The sequence below is a fragment of the Bacillus sp. MD-5 genome (assembly GCF_002201875.1).
GTDB lineage: Bacteria > Bacillota > Bacilli > Bacillales > Bacillaceae > Bacillus > Bacillus stercoris.
The window spans coordinates 1,093,706-1,113,078 of sequence record NZ_CP021911.1 but is presented as its reverse complement, the minus strand read 5'-3'; the positions used below and the strand labels follow the sequence as shown (position 1 = coordinate 1,113,078).

Genomic DNA, 19,373 nt, shown 5'->3' with positions numbered 1-19,373 from the left:
TTCCCTGAGAATAATGTAAGAGGAATCTGACATGAGAACGGAGAGGTCACTGTATGCTAAAAGGAAAAACCATTTATGTTAGACCTTTAGAAGTAACGGATGCCGAAGAAAATCTGCGGCTGCAAAGCGAAAATCGAGATTTCTTCGAACAGTTTTCTATGATACGCGCAGACGATTATTATACGGTTGAGGGGCAAAGAAAACGAATAACCGAGTATCAGCAAAGACTTGAGAAAGATGAAGAATATCATTTTGGCATTTTTACAGTGTCAAACGAAAGATTAATCGGAACGGTTTCACTCTTTCAGATCCTCCGCGGATCGCTGCAAACTGCGTTCGTCGGGTATTTTTTAGACAAGGCTCATAACGGAAAGGGAATTATGACAGAGGCTGTCAGATTGGTTGTTGATTATGCGTTCCGCGAATTGAGACTTCATCGAATTGAAGCCGGTGTGATGCCCCGTAATCTCGGGTCCATGCGTGTTTTAGAAAAAGCGGGATTTCATAAAGAAGGCATCGCCCGAAAAAACGTAAAAATTAATGGCGTTTGGGAGGATCATCAAGTCCTCGCGGTTTTGAATCCTGATGATGAACAATAAAAGAAGCCGGGCCATCCCCGGCTTCTCAGCGTGTCGCCGAACCCTCGCATTCGTTGTCAGTCCTGCGCGTTAGTGCTCACGAATTATAACATTCGCTCCGCTCCAATGCTCGTCCTTCCTAGACTTCAAAGGTTTTCAATCACGCTGAAAAGATGACAAAATCCTAAAACAGAAACCGTTTTAGGACTTTGTCTACAATCTGAGAAGCCGGGCCACCGGCTTCTTTTTAACGAACTGCCACTGGTGCAATTTCTTTCAGCGCTTGTTCGAAATCGTGCTCTAAATCGTCTGCATGTTCGACTCCCACACTAAGACGGAGCAGGCCATCAGTAATGCCGCGTTTTTCACGCTCTTCCTTAGGCATTGCCGCATGAGACATCGTTGCCGGATAGGACAAAATCGATTCCACTGCGCCAAGGCTGACAGCGAAGACCGGAAGTGACACATTCTCGACTAATTTCTTAACGGCCTCTTTGCTTTCAAGCTCAAAAGATAGCACTGCTCCCGCTCCCTTCGACTGGCTTTTATGGGTTTCAGCGCCGGGATGATCAGACAGTCCCGGATAATACACGCGCTTGACCGCCGGATGCTTCTGGAAAAACTCCGCAAGCCGCTGGGCTGTTTGGCTCGCTTTCTCTAAACGGACCTGTAATGTTTTTAATCCGCGCAGGACAAGCCAGCAATCCTGCACGCCAAGGACGGCACCGAACGCGTTTTGCAGCTTATATAGCTGCTTTCCAAGCTCTTCATCCTTGACAGCAGCCAAACCTGAGAGCACATCGCTGTGTCCGCTTAAGAACTTTGTCGCGCTGTGAAGTACAATATCCACGCCGAGATCAAGCGGACGCTGCAGAGCCGGCGTCATAAATGTATTGTCCAGAAAGGTCAGGCAGCCGTTTTCTTTTGCAAGCTGAACAACTGCTTTAATATCCGTAATTCCAAGTGTCGGATTTGATGGTGTCTCCATATAAATGACCTTTGTGTTCGGCTTGATATTCCGCGCCACTTCATTACGATCCGTCATGTCGACAAACGTATGCTCAATGCCAAACCGAGTCAGCACCTCTGTCACCATACGGAAGGTTCCGCCGTATACATCTTCTGTCACAAGAACGTGATCACCCTGTGAGAGCAGTAAAAAGGCTGTTGAGATGGCAGCCATGCCTGAACTGAAAGCAAATCCTCTCGTTCCGCCTTCCAGTGCGGCAATTGTTTCTTCAAGAGCTGTTCTTGTCGGCGTGCCAGAGCGGCTGTAATCAAATGCGCCGAATTCTTCAAATGAAGATTGATGAAAGGTCGAGGCGTGCTGAATCGGCACACTGACCGCCCCGGTTGCGCCGTCTGTTTTAAATGGATTGTGCACGAGCTGGGTTTCCAGCGTCCAATTGTGATTACTCAAATGAAACAGCTCCCTCTTTGACCTGAGATAATGCCTGTTTTAGGTCCTCTTTTAAATCTTCCGCATGTTCAATTCCGACAGAAAAGCGCAGCAACCGATTGCAGACCCCGTTTGCGATACGGATCTCTTCAGGAATATCCATGTGCGTCTGGGTCGCAGGGTATGTAATGAAGCTTTCCACCCCGCCGAGGCTTTCTGCAAAACAAATGGTCTTCAGCGCTTTTAAAAATGGGTTGACCCACTCTTCTTTTTGCAGACGGAAGGACAGCATGCCGCCTTTACCGGGATACAGTACATCTGAAATTTCTTCCTGCTCTTCCAAAAACGCCGCAAGCTCCTGCGCGTTTGCCTGATGCTGACGCATTCTTAGGCTCAGCGTCTTCATTCCTCTCATCAAAAGCCACGAATCAAATGGCGGCAGAACGGCGCCGATCGCATTTTGATGCTGAAACATTTCCTCTCCGAGCTGCTCATCCTTTACCACGACAAGTCCCGCAAGCAGATCGTTATGCCCGCCTAAATACTTTGTTGCGCTGTGAATGACAATGTCTGCTCCCAGCTCAAGCGGACGCTGCAAGACCGGTGTATAAAATGTATTATCTACGATCAGCAGAAGACCGTGCTCCTTTGTAATCCGGGCAATACGTTCAATGTCCGCCTCCTGCATGAGCGGATTTGTCGGCGTTTCCACAAACACCGCTTTTGTATTCGGCGTTATCTTAGAGCGTAAACAGTCCTCATCGCTAAAATCATCATAATGAAAGGTCAATCCGTATTTTTTCCATTCATTTTCAAACAGACGATACGTGCCGCCATATAAGTCCGATGAAACGATCAGTTCATCTCCGCTTTTAAACAGCGCCATAATCGTTTGGATAGCAGCCATTCCCGAACTAAAGGCAAGCCCTCTCGCTCCGTTTTCTAAGTTAGCGATCGCGTCCTCAACAAGCTGGCGTGTCGGATTTTTTGTGCGGACATAATCAAATCCGGTTGATTCTCCGATCCCTCTGTGGCGGTATGCTGTTGATAAATAAATAGGAGCACTCACTGTCCCCGTGACTTCGTCGCTTCGGTTCCCAATTTGGGCTAATTTCGTTTCAACGTGCTGTGACATATAGCTGACACCTTCCCTTTTCAAAATAAAAACCCCTTCTTCATAAGAAGAAGGGGTTTAACGCTTCTTCTTATCTTCCAAGCATAAAAAACGCTTGCTGGATTTAGCACCTTGGCGCTTTGCACATGCAAAACAAGCCGGTTGCTGAGGTTTCTAAGGGCCAGTCCCTCCACCTCTCACGATAAGAAATATCGATTTCAATTTTCTGATTGTTTTATATTAGCGCAATTCACAGTATATTTCAACACTTTTTTCTTCGTGTTCCGAACCGTTTAAAGAGAGAAATTTCTAATAATTCATGGTACAATAATTGAAAATGAAAGAAAGTATAGTGATGTCCTGGAGGAATGTTTTTATGGCACCGAAAAACGGCACAGTGCAAGAAAAGAAATTCTTTTCAAAAGAGCTTAACGAGGAAATGACCTTACTTGTTTATTTGCCGTCCAACTACTCCCCGCTTTATAAATACCATGTCATTATCGCGCAGGACGGCCACGATTATTTCAGGCTGGGGAGAATCGGCAGACAGGTCGAAGAATTGCTGTCGAAACGCGAAATAGACCGGAGCATTATTATCGGTGTTCCTTATAAGGATGTAAAAGAGCGCAGAAACACCTACCATCCGGAGGGTTCAAAATTTTCGGCGTATAAACGGTTCATCGCCCATGAGCTCGTTCCTTTTGCAGATGATGAGTATCCAACCTATCAGGTCGGTTACGGCCGAACGCTGATCGGTGATTCGCTCGGAGCAACCGTGTCACTTATGACAGCGCTTGATTATCCGAATATGTTTGGCAACATCATCATGCAGTCTCCCTATGTTGACAAACATGTACTAGAAGCCGTGAAACAGTCTGACGATATCAAACACCTCTCTATTTATCACCAAATCGGAACAAAAGAAACTGACGTCCACACGACAGACGGGAACATTCTGGACTTTACAGAACCGAACCAGGAGCTGAAACAGCTGCTGGAGAAGAAGCTTTCCGATTATGATTTTGAGCCATTTGACGGAGACCACAAATGGACATACTGGCAGCCACTCATCACCCCGGCGCTGAAAAAAATGCTTTAACACTCTATCATACTTTATTTCCAGGAGGGACAAAATATGAAATACGGAATCGTTTTATTTCCATCAAAAAAGCTCCAAGACCTTGCAAACTCTTACAGAAAGCGCTATGACCCAAGCTACTCTCTGATCCCGCCACATTTGACGCTGAGAGCATCGTTTGAATGTGCGGAGGAGAAAGCGGATCAGCTCGTATCGCATTTGAGAAACATCGCAAAAGAGTCCCACCCAGTCGTTCTCAAATTGACAAAATACAGCTCATTTGCGCCTGTCAATAATGTCATTTATATTAAAGCAGAGCCGACGGAAGAGTTAAAAACACTCAATGAAAAGCTATACACCGGTGTGTTGGCCGGCAAACAGGAATATAATTTCGTTCCGCATGTGACGGTCGGCCAAAATCTTTCCGACGATGAGCATTCAGATGTGCTGGGACAATTAAAAATGCAGGAAGTGTCGCATGAAGAAATTGTTGACCGTTTCCACTTGCTTTACCAGCTGGAAAACGGATCGTGGACAGTTTACGAAACCTTCTTGTTAGGCAGAGGAGAATAATGTTTGGAAGCAGTGATCGCAAAAAATGAAGAACAATTGAAAGATGCTTTTTATGTAAGAGAAGAAGTCTTTGTCAAAGAACAAAACGTGCCTGCTGAAGAAGAAATTGACGAACTTGAAAATGAGTCGGAGCATATCGTCGTGTATGACGGCGAAAAGCCTGTCGGCGCCGGAAGATGGCGTATGAAGGACGGCTACGGCAAGTTAGAGCGCATTTGCGTATTGAAAAGCCACCGCTCCGCCGGTGTCGGCGGCATCATTATGAAAGCGCTCGAAAAAGCCGCTTCAGACGGCGGCGTTTCCGGTTTCATTTTAAACGCGCAAACACAGGCTGTGCCGTTTTACAAGAAACACGGGTATCGCGTGCTTTCGGAAAAAGAATTCCTCGATGCCGGCATTCCTCACTTACAAATGATGAAAGACTAAACAGCATCCGGGTCTATTAAGATCCGGATTTTTCCGCATATAAAAAACCGTTCTCTCGTATGAACGGTTTTTTATACATATCGATTAATATATGTGCCCATTCCTTTTTCTCGCAATCTCTTATAAAGAGAGCGCTTACGTTTTGCCTCGTTTACTTTTCTTTCAGCAGCCGTTTGATTCTCCTGCTGTTTTTCAAGTTCTTTGTATACCCGCTGAAACGGGACATAGCTGATTTTTTCGGTTCCGGCATAATCCTGCTTATGTCCAATCGTTCTATTAGCATATTGAGCGTATTGCTGGTTTTGAATGTGACCTGCATATATCATACGATACCCACCCCTCTGCTGTCTCTTTTCCCTTAAACTTACTTTTTGAAACACATTTCTTTTGATATGATAGTCATTGTCTGTAATGAACACCTTTTGATTGGGAGGACCCCTTTTTGAAATGCGCCCGACTGAATGATCGAATTATACATTTACATACATATTCGAGAGAACATTATCAATTCCTCTTTGAAGAAGGAATAAAAGGACATTTATTTTGTTCTCATTGCGGAAAGCCCGTGTTGTTACGGCTTAACATCGCCGATCCGCCAGAGTTTATCCATCGCCAGCCAGGCGATTTCCCGGCATGTGAGGAGGCGTGTGTTCCGAAGCCCGCCAAAGAGGAAAAAAAAGAAGATGATCAGGAATCTGGTGTTATTCGTTTGCCAAAGGGAAAAGCGATCGCCGCTGACTCGTCCCCAGCTGTCACGGAATGGCACCGTCCAAGAAGCATTAAACCAGGAACACCATTTGTGCCAAAAACAATAGAACCCGATACGAGCCTTTTTCCGTCTGTCGGTTTAAACACGGATCAGCTGAAAGCTGTCACGGAAACAGAAGGCCCGCTGCTTGTGCTTGCAGGTGCGGGGAGCGGAAAAACACGGGTGCTGACAGCCCGTGCCGCCCACATGATTGAACATTTGGGCATACCGCCGGAAAACATGCTGCTTGTCACCTTTACAACAAAAGCTGTCGCTGAAATGAAAGAGCGTATGGCGAACCAGTACGGATTACAGCAGGCAAAAGTCAGAAGACTGGTCACAGGAACATTCCACAGTCTGTTTTATAAAATCTTGTATTACTATGATTCTGCTAAATGGAACGGTGAGCATCTGTTGAAAATGGAGTGGCAGCGGGAACAATATATCAAAAAAGCACTCTATGAGGAGAGCATCGATGAGAAAGAGTTCCCGGTTGACCAAGCTCTGCAGCAGATCGGTTTTTGGAAAAACACTTATGTCCCAAATGAACGCATCCCTCTAAAAGATGAGTGGGAAAAACAAGTTTATCGTTTATATGAACATTATGAACGCCAGAAAAAAGAACATAGCCAATTTGATTTTGATGACATGGCTTCAGCCTGCTATGAATTGTTTATCGAGCGGCCTGACCTTCTGGAACAATATCAATCTCGGTTTACGTATATCTTAATCGATGAGTTTCAGGACATTAATCCGGTTCAATACAAAATCATGCAAATGCTCGCCAGCCCGGAGCAAAACCTGTGCTGTGTCGGAGACGATGACCAGTCCATCTACGCGTTTCGCGGCAGCAATCCGTCTTTCATTCTTGATTTTCAAAAGGATTATCCCGGAGCGAAGACGATTTATTTAACTGCGAACTACAGATCTACGCATCCGATCGTCTCTAGTGCTGACATCGTCGTGAAAAAGAATAAAAATAGGTATGCCAAAACGCTTGAAGCCGCTCGTGATGACATTCAGGTCCCTGTGCTTTTTTATCCTTACGACGAAGAGGAAGAAGCCACAATGGTCGTTTCCGATATCAAAGAAAAAATTCAAAACGGCGCCAGTCCAGAAGACTTTGCGGTTCTTTACCGCACAAACAGCGGAGGCCGTGCTATATATGAAAGGCTTCATCAATCGTCAATTCCGTATACAGCTGACCGCGGCGTCCAATCGTTTTATAGCAGACGGATCGTCCGTCAGATTCTCGCCTACTTGTATGCAAGCCAAAATGAGGATGACACTGAGGCGATTAAGCACTTGCTTCCCGCCTTGTTTTTAAAGCAGTCCGCTTTGAATACGCTGAAGGCGCTCTCGATTACCGAAGACTGCTCAATGATTCAAGCGCTGGCCAAACTGCCTGATCTGAAGCCGTTTCAGCTTGACAAAATCAAGAAAATCGTACCGTTTTTCGCAAGCCTGCGCACGATGAAGCCTGTAGAAGCCATCACCTTTGCAGAAGGAAAAATGGGCTTCTCCGAGTATCTAAAAAAACGGGGCAATGAGGGCAACAAGCTAGAAAAAGGCTCCGATGACCTGCGTGATATCAAGGTCGTCGCCAAGAAATTCAAAACGATTCCTGACTTTCTTGCCCACGTGGATCATATGAGGGCCGCTGAGAAAAACAGAACGGATGAACATGGCGTTCAGCTGATGACCATTCACAGGTCAAAAGGCCTTGAATTCAAAACAGTCTACGTGTTAGGCACTGTAGACGGCTCAATTCCGCACGATTTCTCATTAGAAACGGCAAGAAAAGGAGACGAGGCCGCTCTTGAGGAGGAAAGACGCCTTTTATATGTAGCGATGACACGGGCGAAACAGCATTTATATTTGTCTTGTCCCGCCAACAGGCGCGGCAAAACAGCCAACCGCTCAAGATTTTTGTATCCCCTTCTACAAAAAGCAAGACAGCCCTTGCATCATTAACAGCCCGGCAGATTACTGCCGGGTTTTTACCGTAAAAAAAGGCCTGCTGCAGTGAATCAGCCAGGCCATCTGCTTATTTATTATCCATCATTTTAGAAATCGTGCCAAAATCAAGCTTTTCTTTTCCGCTTGTAATAGATTCCACGATTTTATCTTCTAATTCTTTTGGCACGCGTCTGTTTGCCAGCTGCGCTACGCGGTTAATGACACTGCGTACTGTATTTTCATCTTTAAAATTAGCGTTTTGGAGTGATCCGGCAAGATTCATTACATCCTGCATCTTCACACCTGTTTTCTTTTCGATGTTCTTAAAAAATTGATTATCCATAATGCGCCTCCTTTTGGCGGAGTAATACAGTATTGTATGAACACCCAATGAGTAGTGTGCCTATTTAAAGTTGATTTTCTGACATTATGTTTTGTTGGCATAGTGTAAGGAAGCGCGGGACATTCCCGCACTTCCCTCTAAAGTTTTAGCAGAAATAAGATGCACCTACGATGATAAGAAGGATGAACAATACGACTAAAAGAACAAATGTTGAACCGTAGCCGTAGCCGCCTCCGTAACCGCCGGCATAGCCACCGTAGCCGCCGCAGCAGCCACCACCGAATCCGTATCCAAAGCCCATAGATAAGCACCTCCTTTACTCTCTATACACTATGTGAGCTGCTTGGATTGGCTTGGATATTCGCATAGGGCGTTTGCGGATTTACGATTGATCATATTGAGCTTGATGTTTTTTAAGTAAGGCCTCTGTTTTTTCAGCCAACGCTTCAATCTCATCTTCAAATTCCTTACCTGCTTTATCAAATGCATCCAAGTCTTTTCTGATGCTGCCCATCGTGTCTTCATGCTCTTTTTGCTTTTGTTCGTGCGGTTCATACCTTCCTTCTATCCATTTTTCAAACTCATTCACTTTGATCCCCCCGCTTATGATATATGCCGGTTGAGTCCGCCCTGTTAAAAAACAAAAAACCGGAGTTCTCCGGTTTCTTTGCCAGGCTATTGAGGCTTTTTCTTTTTATTTCCGCACCCGCAACCCTTCTTTTTTATCTTTTTTGATTGATACGATGAATCTGTATATGGAGATTTTTGGGAAGGTTTATTATATTGATTCATTTTTGCTCCCTTCCTTTCCTTATGTCATATATGCTACTTTATGCGTATCCTGACGGAAAGTTGCTGGTGGGAATGCCTCATTCCTGCAACCATTTTGATACAAGCGTTTCTATGATGCCGGCAAGGCCCGCGATCGCCAAAAGTAAAATCAGCCACTGCGCTGCTTGCGGGATCAACGCCTGGCATAAAATCAAAAAGCCGGCGCACCATACGCCTGTGCACCAATAGCAGCTCAGCAATTCACCTATAAACGCCCTGACACCAGTTCCCTTAATCACGATATAAGTTTCAATGTTCCCGTCCGCATCCTTTTCCTCCTTCTCTTCATGAAACAGACTGCGAAGCGGCGCCATAATCGTGTCAAACACCAGCAGGCGGGCGAGCCGAAAGACCGCAAGCGATAGAAGTACAATTGTCAGCCCATTAATAACCACTCGTTCACTCCTTTGCCAATCATGATCCCTTCACATATATGCCAAAACCCTATTCTTCATGAATTGTATCTTGTCCGGCGGAAAATTGGTTATTTTTATTATTCCGCTCTGCACCCCATTTGCATTATATAGAGTATGGATAAGAAAGGAGTGAAGGTTATGTCATTTGAAACAAAAATTGAATCCCTGCATCCTGACATATTGGAGCAATTATCAAGCGAATTCGAGCAGCAGATCGAAGTGATTGATTGCGAAAATATCACAATAGATACATCACATATAACATCTGCCCTTTCTATACAAGCCTTGGTTACAACATTGATTATCCTGCTGACACAGCTCGTTATTGCCGACGAGGACTTGGCCGACACAGTAGCAAGCGAAATACTCATTCTTGATAACTCTCAAATCAAAAAAAGAACCATCATTAAAATTATCAACAGCCGAAACATCAAGATTACTTTGTCTGCAGACGAAATAATAACCTTTGTACAAATCTTGCTTCAGGTGTTAAACAGTATGCTACTTGAATTCGACATCCTTTAATCCTTTCTTTTCACAAACTAAAAGTTGAGGTGAGAACAAATGTCAGATAACGATAAAATCAAAGAAGAGCTTGAAAAGCTCCCAGAAGTTGATCCAATGATGAAAATGCTGGTCCAAAACATATTTCTAAAACACGGCATCACAAAAGACAAAATGAAAAAAGTATCAGATGATGAAAAAGAAATGCTTTTGAATATGGTAAAAGACCTGCAAGCGAAATCAGCGGAGCTAGCTGAAAAACACAAGAAGAAAAAAGAAGAAGAAGCCGCACAAGAGCAAAAGAGCGATAAACCGCTTAGCCGCAGAGAACAGCTCATTGAACAGCTCAGACAAAGACGACAAAACAATAACAATTCAAATTAATCATAAAAAATAGGGCACATCATCAAGATAAATGCCTCAGTCAAAGTAAGAGGCTCGCTCATTTAATAAAAGTAAAAGTAAAGGAGGAATAGAAATGGAAAGCAGACCATATTCTTGGGTTGCACTTGATCCTGACTGTGACCATCCATTAGAGCACAAAGAGAAAGAAAAAGAAGAAAGAAAATGCAATTGCGATATTTGCTGCAATAACAATGGGTTTGGCAATGACAACGCCTTTATCGACCAAGATCTAGCTCAGGCAAACCTCAACAAACAAGTCTCAGATGAGACGATTATTATTAGAGACTCTTGTGACATCAACGTTTCATCTACAGACGTTCAAGCCGTAACATCTATTGTAACAGCACTTAATGCAGCTGTCCTGACAGTAGCCCTCACCTCCATTGCAGACGGCGTTATTGCTGAATTAGTCGCACAAGATTTATTACAGCTTACAGCCAACAAGCAAGTAAACCGCCAGAAACTTCTTATCGAATGCTCCCGCGGCGTAAACGTCACAACAGTAGATGCCGATATCGCAACGCTTGTCTCTACAGCTACAAACGTTCTGATCGCCGTCCTAGTCATCACTCTTGTCCTCTAGGACCTAAAAGCAGAGCCAAAAACGCTCTGCTTTTTCTTATTTTCCAAGCATATGATGAATATATAGACGTTCACCCACACCAAGTGGGGCACGGGTACATATGTTGTTAAGGACTAAAGTCAAATACCCTATAAAGAAGGAGCTGAAATCAATGAGCTGCGGAAAAACCCATGGCCGGCATGAGAACTGTGTATGCGATGCAGTGGAAAAGATTTTAGCAGAGCAGGAGGCAGTTGAGGAACAGTGTCCGACTGGCTGCTATACAAACCTTTTGAATCCGACAATTGCAGGTAAAGACACAATTCCGTTTCTCTTGTTTGATAAAAAAGGCGGATTGTTCTCCACATTCGGAAACGTGGGGGGATTTGTGGATGATATGCAATGCTTTGAGTCCATTTTCTTCCGCGTTGAAAAATTATGTGATTGCTGTGCAACCCTGTCGATTCTACGCCCGGTCGATGTTAAAGGCGATACCTTAAGTGTTTGCCACCCTTGTGACCCGGATTTCTTCGGGCTAGAAAAAACGGATTTCTGCATAGAAGTGGATCTTGGATGCTTCTGTGCCATTCAGTGCCTGTCGCCAGAGCTAGTTGACAGAACTTCGCCTCATAAGGATAAAAAGCATCATCACAATGGATAAACACTTGTAAAGAGGAATCCCCTTCCAAACTCTATTACGGGTGTAAATCATTCAGCTGCTTCCAGCGTGAGGCAGCTGACTCTCCATCATTTCGCCAGTCTCAAATTTATAAGGCAGGAGGGATAATATGAGCCAGAAAACATCATGCTGCGTGCGTGAAGCAATAGAAAATATTGAAGAACTGCAAAACGCTGTTGAAGAGGATTGCCCGACAAGCTGCCATTCAAAGCTTTTGTCACCAACCCATTCGCTAGGCGATACAGTGCCTTTCGTGCTATTTACATCAAAATCAAATCCTTTGGTCGCTTTCGGAAATGTCGGCGAACTCGATAACGGCCCTTGCTTTAATACAGTATTTTTCAGAGTAGAAAAAGTTCATGACAGCTGCGCAACTCTGTCATTATTAATCGCATTTGACGAACACAAACACATTTTGGACTTCACCGATAAAGATACGGTTTGTGAAGTGTTCAGACTTGAAAAAACGAACTACTGTATTGAAGTAGACTTAGACTGCTTCTGCGCAGTCAACTGCTTAAATCCTCGATTAATCAATCGTACACATCATCATCATCATTAATCATAAGCTGGAAAAGCTTGCAGGCCTGCAGGCTTTTCTCTATGTAAAAAAGCTGCCCGGGAACATCAGCCGGGCAGCTTTTTTCTGTTCATTTTCATTAAAAACCGAGCGGGTGCAAAGAGGTGATTTCATCGATTGCCAGCTCGGTCGGGGCTCCGTTTCCGGTTGTTCGAAGCAGGACGGAATCATTTCTTCTTCCGACAATCACGCCTCTATACGTTCTTCCATTGGCTTCAATCAAACAAAGCGCTCTCGGCATGTTATGAGGCAGCTTTGTTAAAAAGTCAATTTTTTCGTGAATCGTCATCTTGCTCATTGGTTTTTTCACTTTTCGTGCCGGCGGTGTTTTTTCCTCCGCTTTATCAGCACTATGGACAGCTTCCGGTTCTTTCTCAGGCTTCCTGGCCTCAAGTGCAGGCTCTTCCTTTTTTTCTGCTTTCGGGGGCTCGTGTTCGACGGGTTCTTCTACGGCCTGCGGCTCTGCTTTCTCCTCCGGCTGGTTCTTTATGTTCTCTGGCTCCCTCACCTCTTGTGTTTGCTGACTCACTGGTTCGGCTGCAGGCTTTTTGTCTGCTTGCAGGACATCCTGTGCCACGGCTTCCTCCTGCTGCTTCTCAAGGTAAGCCGGCTTTTCCTCAGCTTTTGGCGGAGCGGGTTTGTCGGCCTTTCTTTTGATGACAATCTCCTGCATGGATGACCTTGTGGTTTCTGCATAATCCGGCTGAACAATATACATGAGCGGTTTTTTATCCGCGTTTCTTTTCTTATTAGACATCTTCATCCCTCCGATTGTGTCATATTCTATCTATATGACAGAAAGCTGAAAATCAGAAGAAATAAAAAAGCAATCCCTATTCGGGATTGCTTGATATAGATCCTGCTTAGCGGGCAGTGATATGGAAACCTGAATCAACGTGAAGATTTTCACCTGTAATCCCGCGGGACATATCGCTGAATAAGAACGCAGCTGTATCGCCCACTTCTTCAGGTGTTGTCGTGCGGCGAAGCGGCGCACGCTCTTCGATATCTTTTAAAATGGAGTTGAAATCGCTGATGCCTTTAGCAGATAATGTTCTGATCGGACCGGCAGAAATGCTGTTAACGCGGATATTTTCTTTTCCTAAGTCAGCAGCTAAGTATTTCACACTTGCATCAAGAGAAGCTTTCGCTACACCCATGACGTTGTAGTTTGGCATCACAAGCTCTCCGCCCAGGTACGTCAAAGTGACAATGCTTCCGCCTTCAGTCATCATCGGACGTGCCGCTTTAACAACAGCAGTCAGAGAATATGAGCTGATGTTATGAGCCAAAAGGAAGCCGTCACGATTTGTGTTTAAGTATTCGCCGACAAGCTCTTCTTTGTTGGCAAACGCGATACAATGCGCGATACCGTGGATCACACCGACCTGCTCCTTAATGCTTGCGAAGCAAGTTTCGATTTCTGCGTCGTTTGTTACATCGCAAGGAAGGATGATGGAATCGTTGCGGTCTAACGTTCCGGCAAGCTCATGAACAGATTTCTCCAAGCGTTCGCCTGCATATGTGAAAATCAAACGTGCACCCGCTTCATGCAAGGAGCGCGCAATGCCCCACGCGATACTGCGTTTGTTGGCTACCCCCATCACAACAATGTTGCGGCCTTCAAGTGAAAAATTCATATGTATAAAGCCTCCTATATTTAATAAAGACATAGTATTAGTACCTGATCTTAATTCCTATCATATCATAACCTTGTCCAGATGAAAAGCGCATACCGTAGCAAAGCGAAAGAGATCACCATCAGCTGGTGATCTCATCGGCTTGTTTTTAAGCTGTTTCGTTTAAAAGCGAAATGGTTTGTCGGCCCGTGTCCCGATCCGATGCCGAGCGTATTTTCCACCGCTTCGCGGACAAAGTTGGCCGCAACCTCAAATGCCTGATGGATGCTGTCTCCTTTAGCCGTTTGGGCCGTTAGAGCCGCAGCAAAGGTACAGCCCGTGCCATGCGTATGCTTCGTATCAATATAAGGATGGGTGATTTGCATAAACATGCTGCCATCAAAAAGAAGGTCAGTAATGTGATGATCCTCAGGCTGATGCCCGCCTTTGATAATGACATGCTCCGCACCCATCTTGACGAGCTGCTCCGCTGCTTTTTTCCGGTCATCCAGCGAGCTGATTGTCATTCCTGTCAGCGTTTCTGCTTCCGGAACATTCGGTGTAATCGCGTAGCTTCTTGGAATGAGCAATTCCTTTAAGGTGGCAACTGATTCATCATGCAGCAAGGATGCACCGCCCTTTGCGATCATAACCGGATCAACAATTACACGATTGAATCCGTACTCGTCAATTTTTCTCGCCACTTCTTCAATCATGTCGGCATTCCAGAGCATTCCCGTTTTTACTGCGTCCGGTCTTAAATCCTCCGCAACAGCATCAATTTGCTGTCTCAGCGCCTCTACAGTCAGCGGATGCACCCCATGGACGCCAAGCGTATTTTGAGCGGTTACCGCCGTAATCGCAGACATTCCGAATACATCAAGCTCTTGAAAGGTTTTAATATCTGCCTGTATCCCTGCGCCGCCGCCTGAATCGGATCCGGCGATTGTCAATGCTTTATATATACTCATTACACTACACTCCTTTTATTACCCGATCCATTTATGATAAATGGATTTTGCCCGGGCAATATCATTCGTTCCATGGATCAAAGCTCTGCCGTCCCGGAACAGCACCATTTTCATATCATCCGATCGGCAGGAAATCAAATACGGGTTCGCGGCTACTTCAAGCCCGGCCTGTCTCAGCTGACCGGCAAGCACTTCAAGATCCGCTTCTTTTGTAATGGATGATCTGATCTGCACCGTGTTCCTGCCGCACAATACAGCCGCTTTTGTTTGATTTTCATATGACAAAAACGGAAAATCCCTTGTGCCGCAGCTTGGGCAGGCGTCATGTTTGAGACTCGCCGCTCTCACTTCTGACCGCTCGTTTTTCCACAAGTCAAATGAGCGCAGCACCGGCTCGCACTCTTCTCCCGCCAGCAGCTTCAGCGCATCTGTTACCTGAAAGACTGCTACCTGCAAAACAGCCGGACTGATGATGCCGGCTGTGTCACACGTTGCTCCGCCAATCGGAAGTGTATCGAGCAAGCAATGCAGGCAAGGGGTAGATCCCGGCACCACGGTAAAGGTGAGGCCGTAGCTCCCTACACAGGCACCGTAAAGAAAAGGAATCCCTTCTTTGACCGCAGCATCATTTACGATCAGGCGGGTTTCAAAATTATCAGCCGCATCCACAATAATCGAAGCACCCTTAATCAGCTCGAAGACATTTTCCGCTGTCACATCCATGACAAGGCCAGTCACATCGACATCGCTGTTAATCGAACGGAGACGATGCTCCGCAGCGGCTGCTTTCGGCATTTCTTTTTTGACGTCATCTTCTGTATAAAGCTGCTGGCGCTGGAGGTTGCTCCATTCCACATAATCTCTGTCGGCAATTTTCACAGAGCCGACTCCCGCCCTCACCAGCATTTCTGCACTTGCTGTTCCGAGTGCGCCGGCGCCGATAATCACGGCGCGCGCTTCCTTCAATTTTTTCTGGCCGGATGGGCCGATCGGAGCAAATAGCTCCTGCCTGGAATACCTGTCCGTCATACAGGAAGACCTTCTCCCGGACTGCTTGCCGTTCCGTATTGCTTAAGCGGGATTCGGCCCGCCTCATAAGAAAGGCGTCCTGCTTCCACCGCGAGCTTCATGGCGCGAGCCATTTTCACAGGATCGTTTGCGCCTGATACAGCCGTATTGAGAAGCACGCCATCCGCTCCAAGCTCCATTGCATATGCCGCATCTTTAGGCGATCCGATCCCCGCATCCACGATGACAGGCACTTTCGCCTGTTCAATAATAAATGACAGATTCAAAGGATTTAAGATTCCTTGTCCCGATCCAATCGGAGATGCACCCGGCATGATGGCATGAACGCCAAGCTCTTCCAGCTTTCTCGCCAGCACAACGTCATCCGACGTGTACGGGAGCACAATAAAGCCTTCTTCAAGAAGCTGTTCAGACGCTTTCAATGTCTCAACAGGGTCAGGCAGCAAGGAACGGCTGCATCCGATGACTTCAACTTTAATCATGTCACAAAGGCCTGACGCTTTCGCCAGCCTTGCAATCCGAACCGCTTCTTCAGCAGTGCTGGCGCCCGCTGTATTCGGCAGAAGCGTATATTGGGATAAATCAAGCTGTTCCAAAAAATTCGGCTGAGATGCTTCAAAGATGTTCATTCTCCGCACAGCAAATGTTAAAATATCAGACTCGGAAACAGCTACTGCTTCCTTTTGAGTTTCAAACGATGGGTATTTCCCCGTGCCCAGCAGCAATCTTGATTGAAATGATTTTCCGCCAATTGTTAACATGCTCATCCGCCTCCTACAAAATGGACAATTTCAATGACATCGCGATCACAAAGCTCAACCTCGTGATAACGTTCTTTCCCGATTATTTCTTTATTTCTTTCCACGATAACGATTTTATTTTCGAGCTGATAAGACGCCAGTAGGTCTTGAATTGTACCTGCGTCTTTTTCCCACTTCACGTCTTTACCGTTCAGCTGTAGCATCATATCTGAACCGCCTCCTTGCGATCAATTCGGAATGCGTGCAGCCAGTCTTGGTTGGCCTCTTTATTCATGATGAGATCACTGATCAAAGCGCCCGTTGCGGGAGCAAGCAGAATCCCATTTCTGAAATGGCCCGCCGCAAATAAAATACGGCTGTCCTCAGGATGTCTGCCGATGTACGGTTTTCCATCCTTTGTTCCCGGCCGGAGTCCCGCCCAAAAACGATCCACCTTCATATTTTGTATAGCCGGCAGCATGGTTTTCGCTTTTTTCATAACCGACTCCAATCCGCCAAGATCAGGTGTTTCACTCCAGTCCCCAGGCTTCATTGTCGCGCCGACAACCAGTCTGCCGCTTTTTCTCGGTACGATATAGCAATGGTCATGATAAAGCGTTTTTGTCAGCGGGATATCATCATTCCAAACGGACAGGCACTCCCCTTTTACAGGAAAAAATGTGTTGTTCAGCCCGAGCTGTTTAAAAAACACCCCGCTCCACACCCCGCTGGCAACGACAACATGGTTAGCCCATACATCTCCGCTCGGGGTCTTGATGGACAGAGCTTCACCGTCACGTTCGACATGCAGGACGGGCGTATGCTCAAAAATCTCCGCCCCAAGCGCTTTCGCTGCTTTCGCATATGCCCTGCAAACGTAATAAGGCTCAACATGCACATCATTCTGAATAAAAGATGCACCCAAGATGTCACCAGACGCATACGGCTCTTTTTCTAAAACCTCTTCTTTTGTATACCAGCTGACAGAGTCCAAATCGTCCATCTGTCTCAGCCGCAGCACATCTTCTTCAGAAAATGCAAGCTTAAACATACCGCCGTTATGCTGCCTGATGTCCACACCGGATAATGCATAAAGCTCTTCTTCCAGGCCTTTGTACAGACGCTGGCTGTGCATAGCGAAATCAAAAAATGCGTCACGTTCCTCGCATTCGGCATGGGCGCCCAGCATTCCGGCAGCGGCACTTGTCGTTCTGCCGCCCACTGTTCCGCTTTCAAATAATGCGGTGCTTTTGTTTTCCTTTGCCAAATGATAAGCAATCGCGGAACCGATAATTCCGCCTCCAATCACCACTGCATCATAATGCCTTTTCATAGCGCATCTCCTTTAGCTTGCGGGAATATCGTCTGGCTGCTTCCAAGGGCTCAGCGGAAGAAAAAATTCCTGACATGACAGCGATGCCGTCCGCCCCTGTTTGTTTTACGTCTCTTAACCTTTCCGGTGTCATCCCCCCGATGGCTATAACCGGAATGGAAATCCGCTGTTTGATATCTGACAGCAAAGACACTCCTCTGCCTTCAAGACCCTTTTTGCAGTCCGTTTCAAACACATGGCCGAACAGCACGTAGTCTGCATCTTCCTTTTCTGCTTGAACCGCTTCCTCCAGTGAATGCACAGACCTCCCGATATGAAGGTGTGGAAACCTGGCTCTGACCTGCTTCGGTGAAAAGCTGGTGCTTGGCAGCTGTACGCGATGAATGGTAGAAAAAAGTGCAATATCCACGCGCCCGTTCATCACCAGTTTTCGTTTATCTATACCGCCTTCAAAAATAAGCTCGAGCAGTTTCAAAATATCCGCCGCCGATTTTGAGCGTTCCCGAATGTGAATAAAATCAACTTCATTCTGAATCGTAATGATGATTCTCGCTAGCTTTTCTACCGGCTTGCTGTCATCCGTTATGGCGTGAAGCTCCACATTCCTCCACCTCTTTTATGGCGCTGTCAGACCAGCCTTCTTTTCGATAGGCCATTCCCCAAAATTGATATTCATAGAAGCTGGAGATGACAAAATTCTCTTTCATCTTGGCACGCACTTCCTCCGTGCTGTTTTCCGCCAGCTCATCAAAGCGGTTGATTTGCTCCTCAACCTGTTGTCTAAACCAGTCACCGCCGTACGTCCCAATCCACTTTTGATAAATCGGATGCCCTGGATCGCAATGCAGCAATTTCTCACCAACCTCGTAATAAAGCCAGTAGCATGGCAGCAGGGCCGCTAAGATTTCTGCGAAATTCCCGTTCAAAACCGAACGATACATATGGGATGTATAAGAGTACGCCGTAGGAGACGGCTTAAACGCCTTACGCTCTTCCTCGCTGATTTCCAACAGCTCGGCAAACTCGCGATGAAGAGCCATTTCCGCCTCATATGTACCTTGGGCATGGCTTGCCATCCGCCCCGTTGTATAAAGGTCCTTCGCATAAGCAGCGCCAAATGACTGCACCTTTGCAAAATGCGTTAAGTAATAGGAATCCTGAAGCACATAGTATTTAAAACGGTCAATCGGAAGCGTTCCGTCACCGATTCCTTGAACGAACGGATGTACAAAGCTCCCTTCCCACCATTCTGCGGCTGCGCTGCGGCATTCTTCTGAAAACTTCACAAATCATTCCCCCTCTGATAAATAAAAAAACCACTTTCCCGCAAGGAAAAGTGGTTTGGAATTGGCATAGTAAAATAACACAAATACCGCTCCACTTCCCTACGCAGGTCTGAACCTGTTCAAGTTATGAGGGTCTAAAAGTCACACTTTTATCTCAGCCCTTATGAAGGACACCCCTAGTGGTTAAACGAATACATATT

General features: G+C 46.0%; 26 protein-coding genes and 2 riboswitches. Of the genes, 10 read left to right on the top strand and 16 right to left on the bottom strand.

Going from position 1 to position 19,373, the window contains the following annotated elements; translation table 11 throughout:
• Positions 1-53 precede the first annotated feature (53 nt).
• On the top strand, positions 54-599 hold the full coding sequence (locus CDO84_RS05495) for a GNAT family N-acetyltransferase (RefSeq protein ID WP_014663569.1): 546 nt from the start codon (positions 54-56) through the stop codon (positions 597-599).
• A gap of 226 nt (positions 600-825) precedes the next feature.
• On the opposite strand, the gene metC is transcribed toward CDO84_RS05495, so the two are convergent.
• Positions 826-1,998, bottom strand: coding sequence for a cystathionine beta-lyase (metC, locus tag CDO84_RS05490; protein WP_014663568.1), 1,173 nt, complete (start codon positions 1,996-1,998; stop codon positions 826-828).
• Complete coding sequence (gene metI, locus CDO84_RS05485; protein WP_040083807.1) at positions 1,991-3,112, bottom strand: cystathionine gamma-synthase/O-acetylhomoserine thiolyase; 1,122 nt, start codon at positions 3,110-3,112, stop codon at positions 1,991-1,993. Before metI ends, metC begins: the two co-directional genes overlap by 8 nt.
• A gap of 67 nt (positions 3,113-3,179) precedes the next feature.
• Positions 3,180-3,300, bottom strand: a riboswitch (SAM riboswitch).
• Between the two features lie 167 nt (positions 3,301-3,467).
• Here metI and CDO84_RS05480 point away from each other — a divergent pair.
• The 3 genes from CDO84_RS05480 to CDO84_RS05470 are packed head-to-tail and all read left to right on the top strand — an operon-like array spanning position 3,468 to position 5,168.
• The gene (locus CDO84_RS05480) at positions 3,468-4,190 is read left to right on the top strand and encodes an esterase family protein (protein ID WP_040083426.1); all 723 of its coding nucleotides are present in this window, start codon (positions 3,468-3,470) and stop codon (positions 4,188-4,190) included.
• 36 nt (positions 4,191-4,226) lie between these two features.
• Positions 4,227-4,742 carry a YjcG family protein gene (locus CDO84_RS05475; protein WP_040083427.1) on the top strand — a complete coding sequence of 172 codons (516 nt, stop codon included), beginning with the start codon at positions 4,227-4,229 and terminating at the stop codon, positions 4,740-4,742.
• A 3-nt stretch (positions 4,743-4,745) separates the two neighbouring features.
• Positions 4,746-5,168, top strand: coding sequence for a GNAT family N-acetyltransferase (locus CDO84_RS05470; protein ID WP_040083428.1), 423 nt, complete (start codon positions 4,746-4,748; stop codon positions 5,166-5,168).
• A gap of 71 nt (positions 5,169-5,239) precedes the next feature.
• On the opposite strand, the gene CDO84_RS05465 is transcribed toward CDO84_RS05470, so the two are convergent.
• A complete protein-coding gene (locus CDO84_RS05465) occupies positions 5,240-5,494 on the bottom strand; it encodes a hypothetical protein (RefSeq protein WP_040083429.1) in 255 nt (84 codons plus the stop codon).
• A 116-nt stretch (positions 5,495-5,610) separates the two neighbouring features.
• Here CDO84_RS05465 and CDO84_RS05460 point away from each other — a divergent pair, with 116 nt between their 5' ends.
• The gene (locus tag CDO84_RS05460) at positions 5,611-7,890 is read left to right on the top strand and encodes an ATP-dependent helicase (protein WP_040083430.1); all 2,280 of its coding nucleotides are present in this window, start codon (positions 5,611-5,613) and stop codon (positions 7,888-7,890) included.
• A 73-nt stretch (positions 7,891-7,963) separates the two neighbouring features.
• Here CDO84_RS05460 and spoVIF read toward each other — a convergent pair whose 3' ends face one another.
• From spoVIF to yjcA, 4 genes are all read right to left on the bottom strand, one after another.
• Complete coding sequence (spoVIF, locus tag CDO84_RS05455; RefSeq protein ID WP_014479471.1) at positions 7,964-8,218, bottom strand: sporulation-specific transcription regulator SpoVIF; 255 nt, start codon at positions 8,216-8,218, stop codon at positions 7,964-7,966.
• 145 nt (positions 8,219-8,363) lie between these two features.
• Positions 8,364-8,519 (bottom strand): YjcZ family sporulation protein, encoded by a 156-nt coding sequence (locus CDO84_RS05450; RefSeq protein ID WP_040083431.1) that lies wholly within the window; start codon positions 8,517-8,519, stop codon positions 8,364-8,366.
• Positions 8,520-8,600: 81 nt separating this feature from the next.
• Entirely contained in the window at positions 8,601-8,807 is a 207-nt protein-coding gene (locus CDO84_RS05445) for a hypothetical protein (RefSeq protein ID WP_040083432.1), read from the bottom strand.
• 280 nt (positions 8,808-9,087) lie between these two features.
• Positions 9,088-9,444, bottom strand: coding sequence for a sporulation protein YjcA (yjcA, locus tag CDO84_RS05440; protein WP_014476457.1), 357 nt, complete (start codon positions 9,442-9,444; stop codon positions 9,088-9,090).
• 159 nt (positions 9,445-9,603) lie between these two features.
• Here yjcA and CDO84_RS05435 point away from each other — a divergent pair, with 159 nt between their 5' ends.
• The 5 genes from CDO84_RS05435 to cotZ all read left to right on the top strand — a co-directional run bounded on the left by CDO84_RS05435 (position 9,604) and on the right by cotZ (position 12,177).
• Entirely contained in the window at positions 9,604-9,990 is a 387-nt protein-coding gene (locus CDO84_RS05435; protein WP_014663556.1) for a spore coat protein, read from the top strand.
• Positions 9,991-10,029: 39 nt separating this feature from the next.
• Complete coding sequence (locus CDO84_RS05430; protein WP_014663555.1) at positions 10,030-10,353, top strand: hypothetical protein; 324 nt, start codon at positions 10,030-10,032, stop codon at positions 10,351-10,353.
• A gap of 94 nt (positions 10,354-10,447) precedes the next feature.
• A complete protein-coding gene (gene cotX, locus CDO84_RS05425; protein WP_014663554.1) occupies positions 10,448-10,957 on the top strand; it encodes a spore coat protein CotX in 510 nt (169 codons plus the stop codon).
• A gap of 151 nt (positions 10,958-11,108) precedes the next feature.
• Entirely contained in the window at positions 11,109-11,597 is a 489-nt protein-coding gene (gene cotY, locus CDO84_RS05420; RefSeq protein ID WP_014479465.1) for a spore coat protein CotY, read from the top strand.
• A 127-nt stretch (positions 11,598-11,724) separates the two neighbouring features.
• Positions 11,725-12,177: a spore coat protein CotZ gene (cotZ, locus tag CDO84_RS05415; RefSeq protein WP_040083433.1), complete on the top strand. Its 453-nt coding sequence runs from the start codon at positions 11,725-11,727 to the stop codon at positions 12,175-12,177.
• A 97-nt stretch (positions 12,178-12,274) separates the two neighbouring features.
• Here the strand turns inward: cotZ and cotO are convergent, their stop codons facing one another.
• The 9 genes from cotO to tenA form a co-directional block, all read right to left on the bottom strand.
• Positions 12,275-12,958, bottom strand: coding sequence for a spore coat protein CotO (cotO, locus tag CDO84_RS05410; protein WP_082033022.1), 684 nt, complete (start codon positions 12,956-12,958; stop codon positions 12,275-12,277).
• A 100-nt stretch (positions 12,959-13,058) separates the two neighbouring features.
• Complete coding sequence (gene fabI / locus CDO84_RS05405; RefSeq protein ID WP_003232896.1) at positions 13,059-13,835, bottom strand: enoyl-ACP reductase FabI; 777 nt, start codon at positions 13,833-13,835, stop codon at positions 13,059-13,061.
• Between the two features lie 134 nt (positions 13,836-13,969).
• Positions 13,970-14,785, bottom strand: coding sequence for a bifunctional hydroxymethylpyrimidine kinase/phosphomethylpyrimidine kinase (thiD, locus tag CDO84_RS05400; RefSeq protein ID WP_040083435.1), 816 nt, complete (start codon positions 14,783-14,785; stop codon positions 13,970-13,972).
• Positions 14,786-14,803: 18 nt separating this feature from the next.
• Complete coding sequence (gene thiF, locus CDO84_RS05395) at positions 14,804-15,814, bottom strand: thiazole biosynthesis adenylyltransferase ThiF (protein WP_014663549.1); 1,011 nt, start codon at positions 15,812-15,814, stop codon at positions 14,804-14,806.
• Complete coding sequence (gene thiG, locus CDO84_RS05390) at positions 15,811-16,581, bottom strand: thiazole synthase (protein WP_082033023.1); 771 nt, start codon at positions 16,579-16,581, stop codon at positions 15,811-15,813. Before thiG ends, thiF begins: the two co-directional genes overlap by 4 nt.
• Positions 16,578-16,778: a sulfur carrier protein ThiS gene (gene thiS, locus CDO84_RS05385; RefSeq protein ID WP_015252345.1), complete on the bottom strand. Its 201-nt coding sequence runs from the start codon at positions 16,776-16,778 to the stop codon at positions 16,578-16,580. Before thiS ends, thiG begins: the two co-directional genes overlap by 4 nt.
• Positions 16,778-17,887, bottom strand: a complete 1,110-nt coding sequence (gene thiO / locus CDO84_RS05380; protein WP_040083437.1) for a glycine oxidase ThiO — start codon at positions 17,885-17,887, stop codon at positions 16,778-16,780. Before thiO ends, thiS begins: the two co-directional genes overlap by 1 nt.
• A complete protein-coding gene (gene tenI, locus CDO84_RS05375) occupies positions 17,871-18,488 on the bottom strand; it encodes a thiazole tautomerase TenI (protein WP_040083438.1) in 618 nt (205 codons plus the stop codon). Before tenI ends, thiO begins: the two co-directional genes overlap by 17 nt.
• Positions 18,463-19,173, bottom strand: a complete 711-nt coding sequence (gene tenA / locus CDO84_RS05370) for a thiaminase II (RefSeq protein ID WP_040083439.1) — start codon at positions 19,171-19,173, stop codon at positions 18,463-18,465. The genes tenI and tenA overlap by 26 nt, the downstream gene beginning before the upstream one ends.
• Positions 19,174-19,252: 79 nt before the next feature.
• Positions 19,253-19,361, bottom strand: a riboswitch (TPP riboswitch).
• Positions 19,362-19,373: the final 12 nt, after the last annotated feature.

What these genes read in the sequence shown, in the direction of transcription:
- CDO84_RS05475 (WP_040083427.1), top strand. Translation starts at nt 4,227, where the DNA reads ATGAAATACGGAATCGTTTTATTTCCATCAAAAAAGCTCCAAGACCTT.
- CDO84_RS05430 (WP_014663555.1), top strand. Translation starts at nt 10,030, where the DNA reads ATGTCAGATAACGATAAAATCAAAGAAGAGCTTGAAAAGCTCCCAGAA.
- CDO84_RS05465 (WP_040083429.1), bottom strand. Translation starts at nt 5,494, where the DNA reads ATGATATATGCAGGTCACATTCAAAACCAGCAATACGCTCAATATGCT.
- spoVIF (WP_014479471.1), bottom strand. Translation starts at nt 8,218, where the DNA reads ATGGATAATCAATTTTTTAAGAACATCGAAAAGAAAACAGGTGTGAAG.
- cotX (WP_014663554.1), top strand. Translation starts at nt 10,448, where the DNA reads ATGGAAAGCAGACCATATTCTTGGGTTGCACTTGATCCTGACTGTGAC.
- CDO84_RS05480 (WP_040083426.1), top strand. Translation starts at nt 3,468, where the DNA reads ATGGCACCGAAAAACGGCACAGTGCAAGAAAAGAAATTCTTTTCAAAA.
- cotO (WP_082033022.1), bottom strand. Translation starts at nt 12,958, where the DNA reads ATGAAGATGTCTAATAAGAAAAGAAACGCGGATAAAAAACCGCTCATG.
- thiD (WP_040083435.1), bottom strand. Translation starts at nt 14,785, where the DNA reads ATGAGTATATATAAAGCATTGACAATCGCCGGATCCGATTCAGGCGGC.
- thiO (WP_040083437.1), bottom strand. Translation starts at nt 17,887, where the DNA reads ATGAAAAGGCATTATGATGCAGTGGTGATTGGAGGCGGAATTATCGGT.
- fabI (WP_003232896.1), bottom strand. Translation starts at nt 13,835, where the DNA reads ATGAATTTTTCACTTGAAGGCCGCAACATTGTTGTGATGGGGGTAGCC.
- cotZ (WP_040083433.1), top strand. Translation starts at nt 11,725, where the DNA reads ATGAGCCAGAAAACATCATGCTGCGTGCGTGAAGCAATAGAAAATATT.
- CDO84_RS05495 (WP_014663569.1), top strand. Translation starts at nt 54, where the DNA reads ATGCTAAAAGGAAAAACCATTTATGTTAGACCTTTAGAAGTAACGGAT.
- thiS (WP_015252345.1), bottom strand. Translation starts at nt 16,778, where the DNA reads ATGCTACAGCTGAACGGTAAAGACGTGAAGTGGGAAAAAGACGCAGGT.
- metI (WP_040083807.1), bottom strand. Translation starts at nt 3,112, where the DNA reads ATGTCACAGCACGTTGAAACGAAATTAGCCCAAATTGGGAACCGAAGC.
- cotY (WP_014479465.1), top strand. Translation starts at nt 11,109, where the DNA reads ATGAGCTGCGGAAAAACCCATGGCCGGCATGAGAACTGTGTATGCGAT.
- CDO84_RS05435 (WP_014663556.1), top strand. Translation starts at nt 9,604, where the DNA reads ATGTCATTTGAAACAAAAATTGAATCCCTGCATCCTGACATATTGGAG.
- thiF (WP_014663549.1), bottom strand. Translation starts at nt 15,814, where the DNA reads ATGACGGACAGGTATTCCAGGCAGGAGCTATTTGCTCCGATCGGCCCA.
- CDO84_RS05450 (WP_040083431.1), bottom strand. Translation starts at nt 8,519, where the DNA reads ATGGGCTTTGGATACGGATTCGGTGGTGGCTGCTGCGGCGGCTACGGT.
- thiG (WP_082033023.1), bottom strand. Translation starts at nt 16,581, where the DNA reads ATGAGCATGTTAACAATTGGCGGAAAATCATTTCAATCAAGATTGCTG.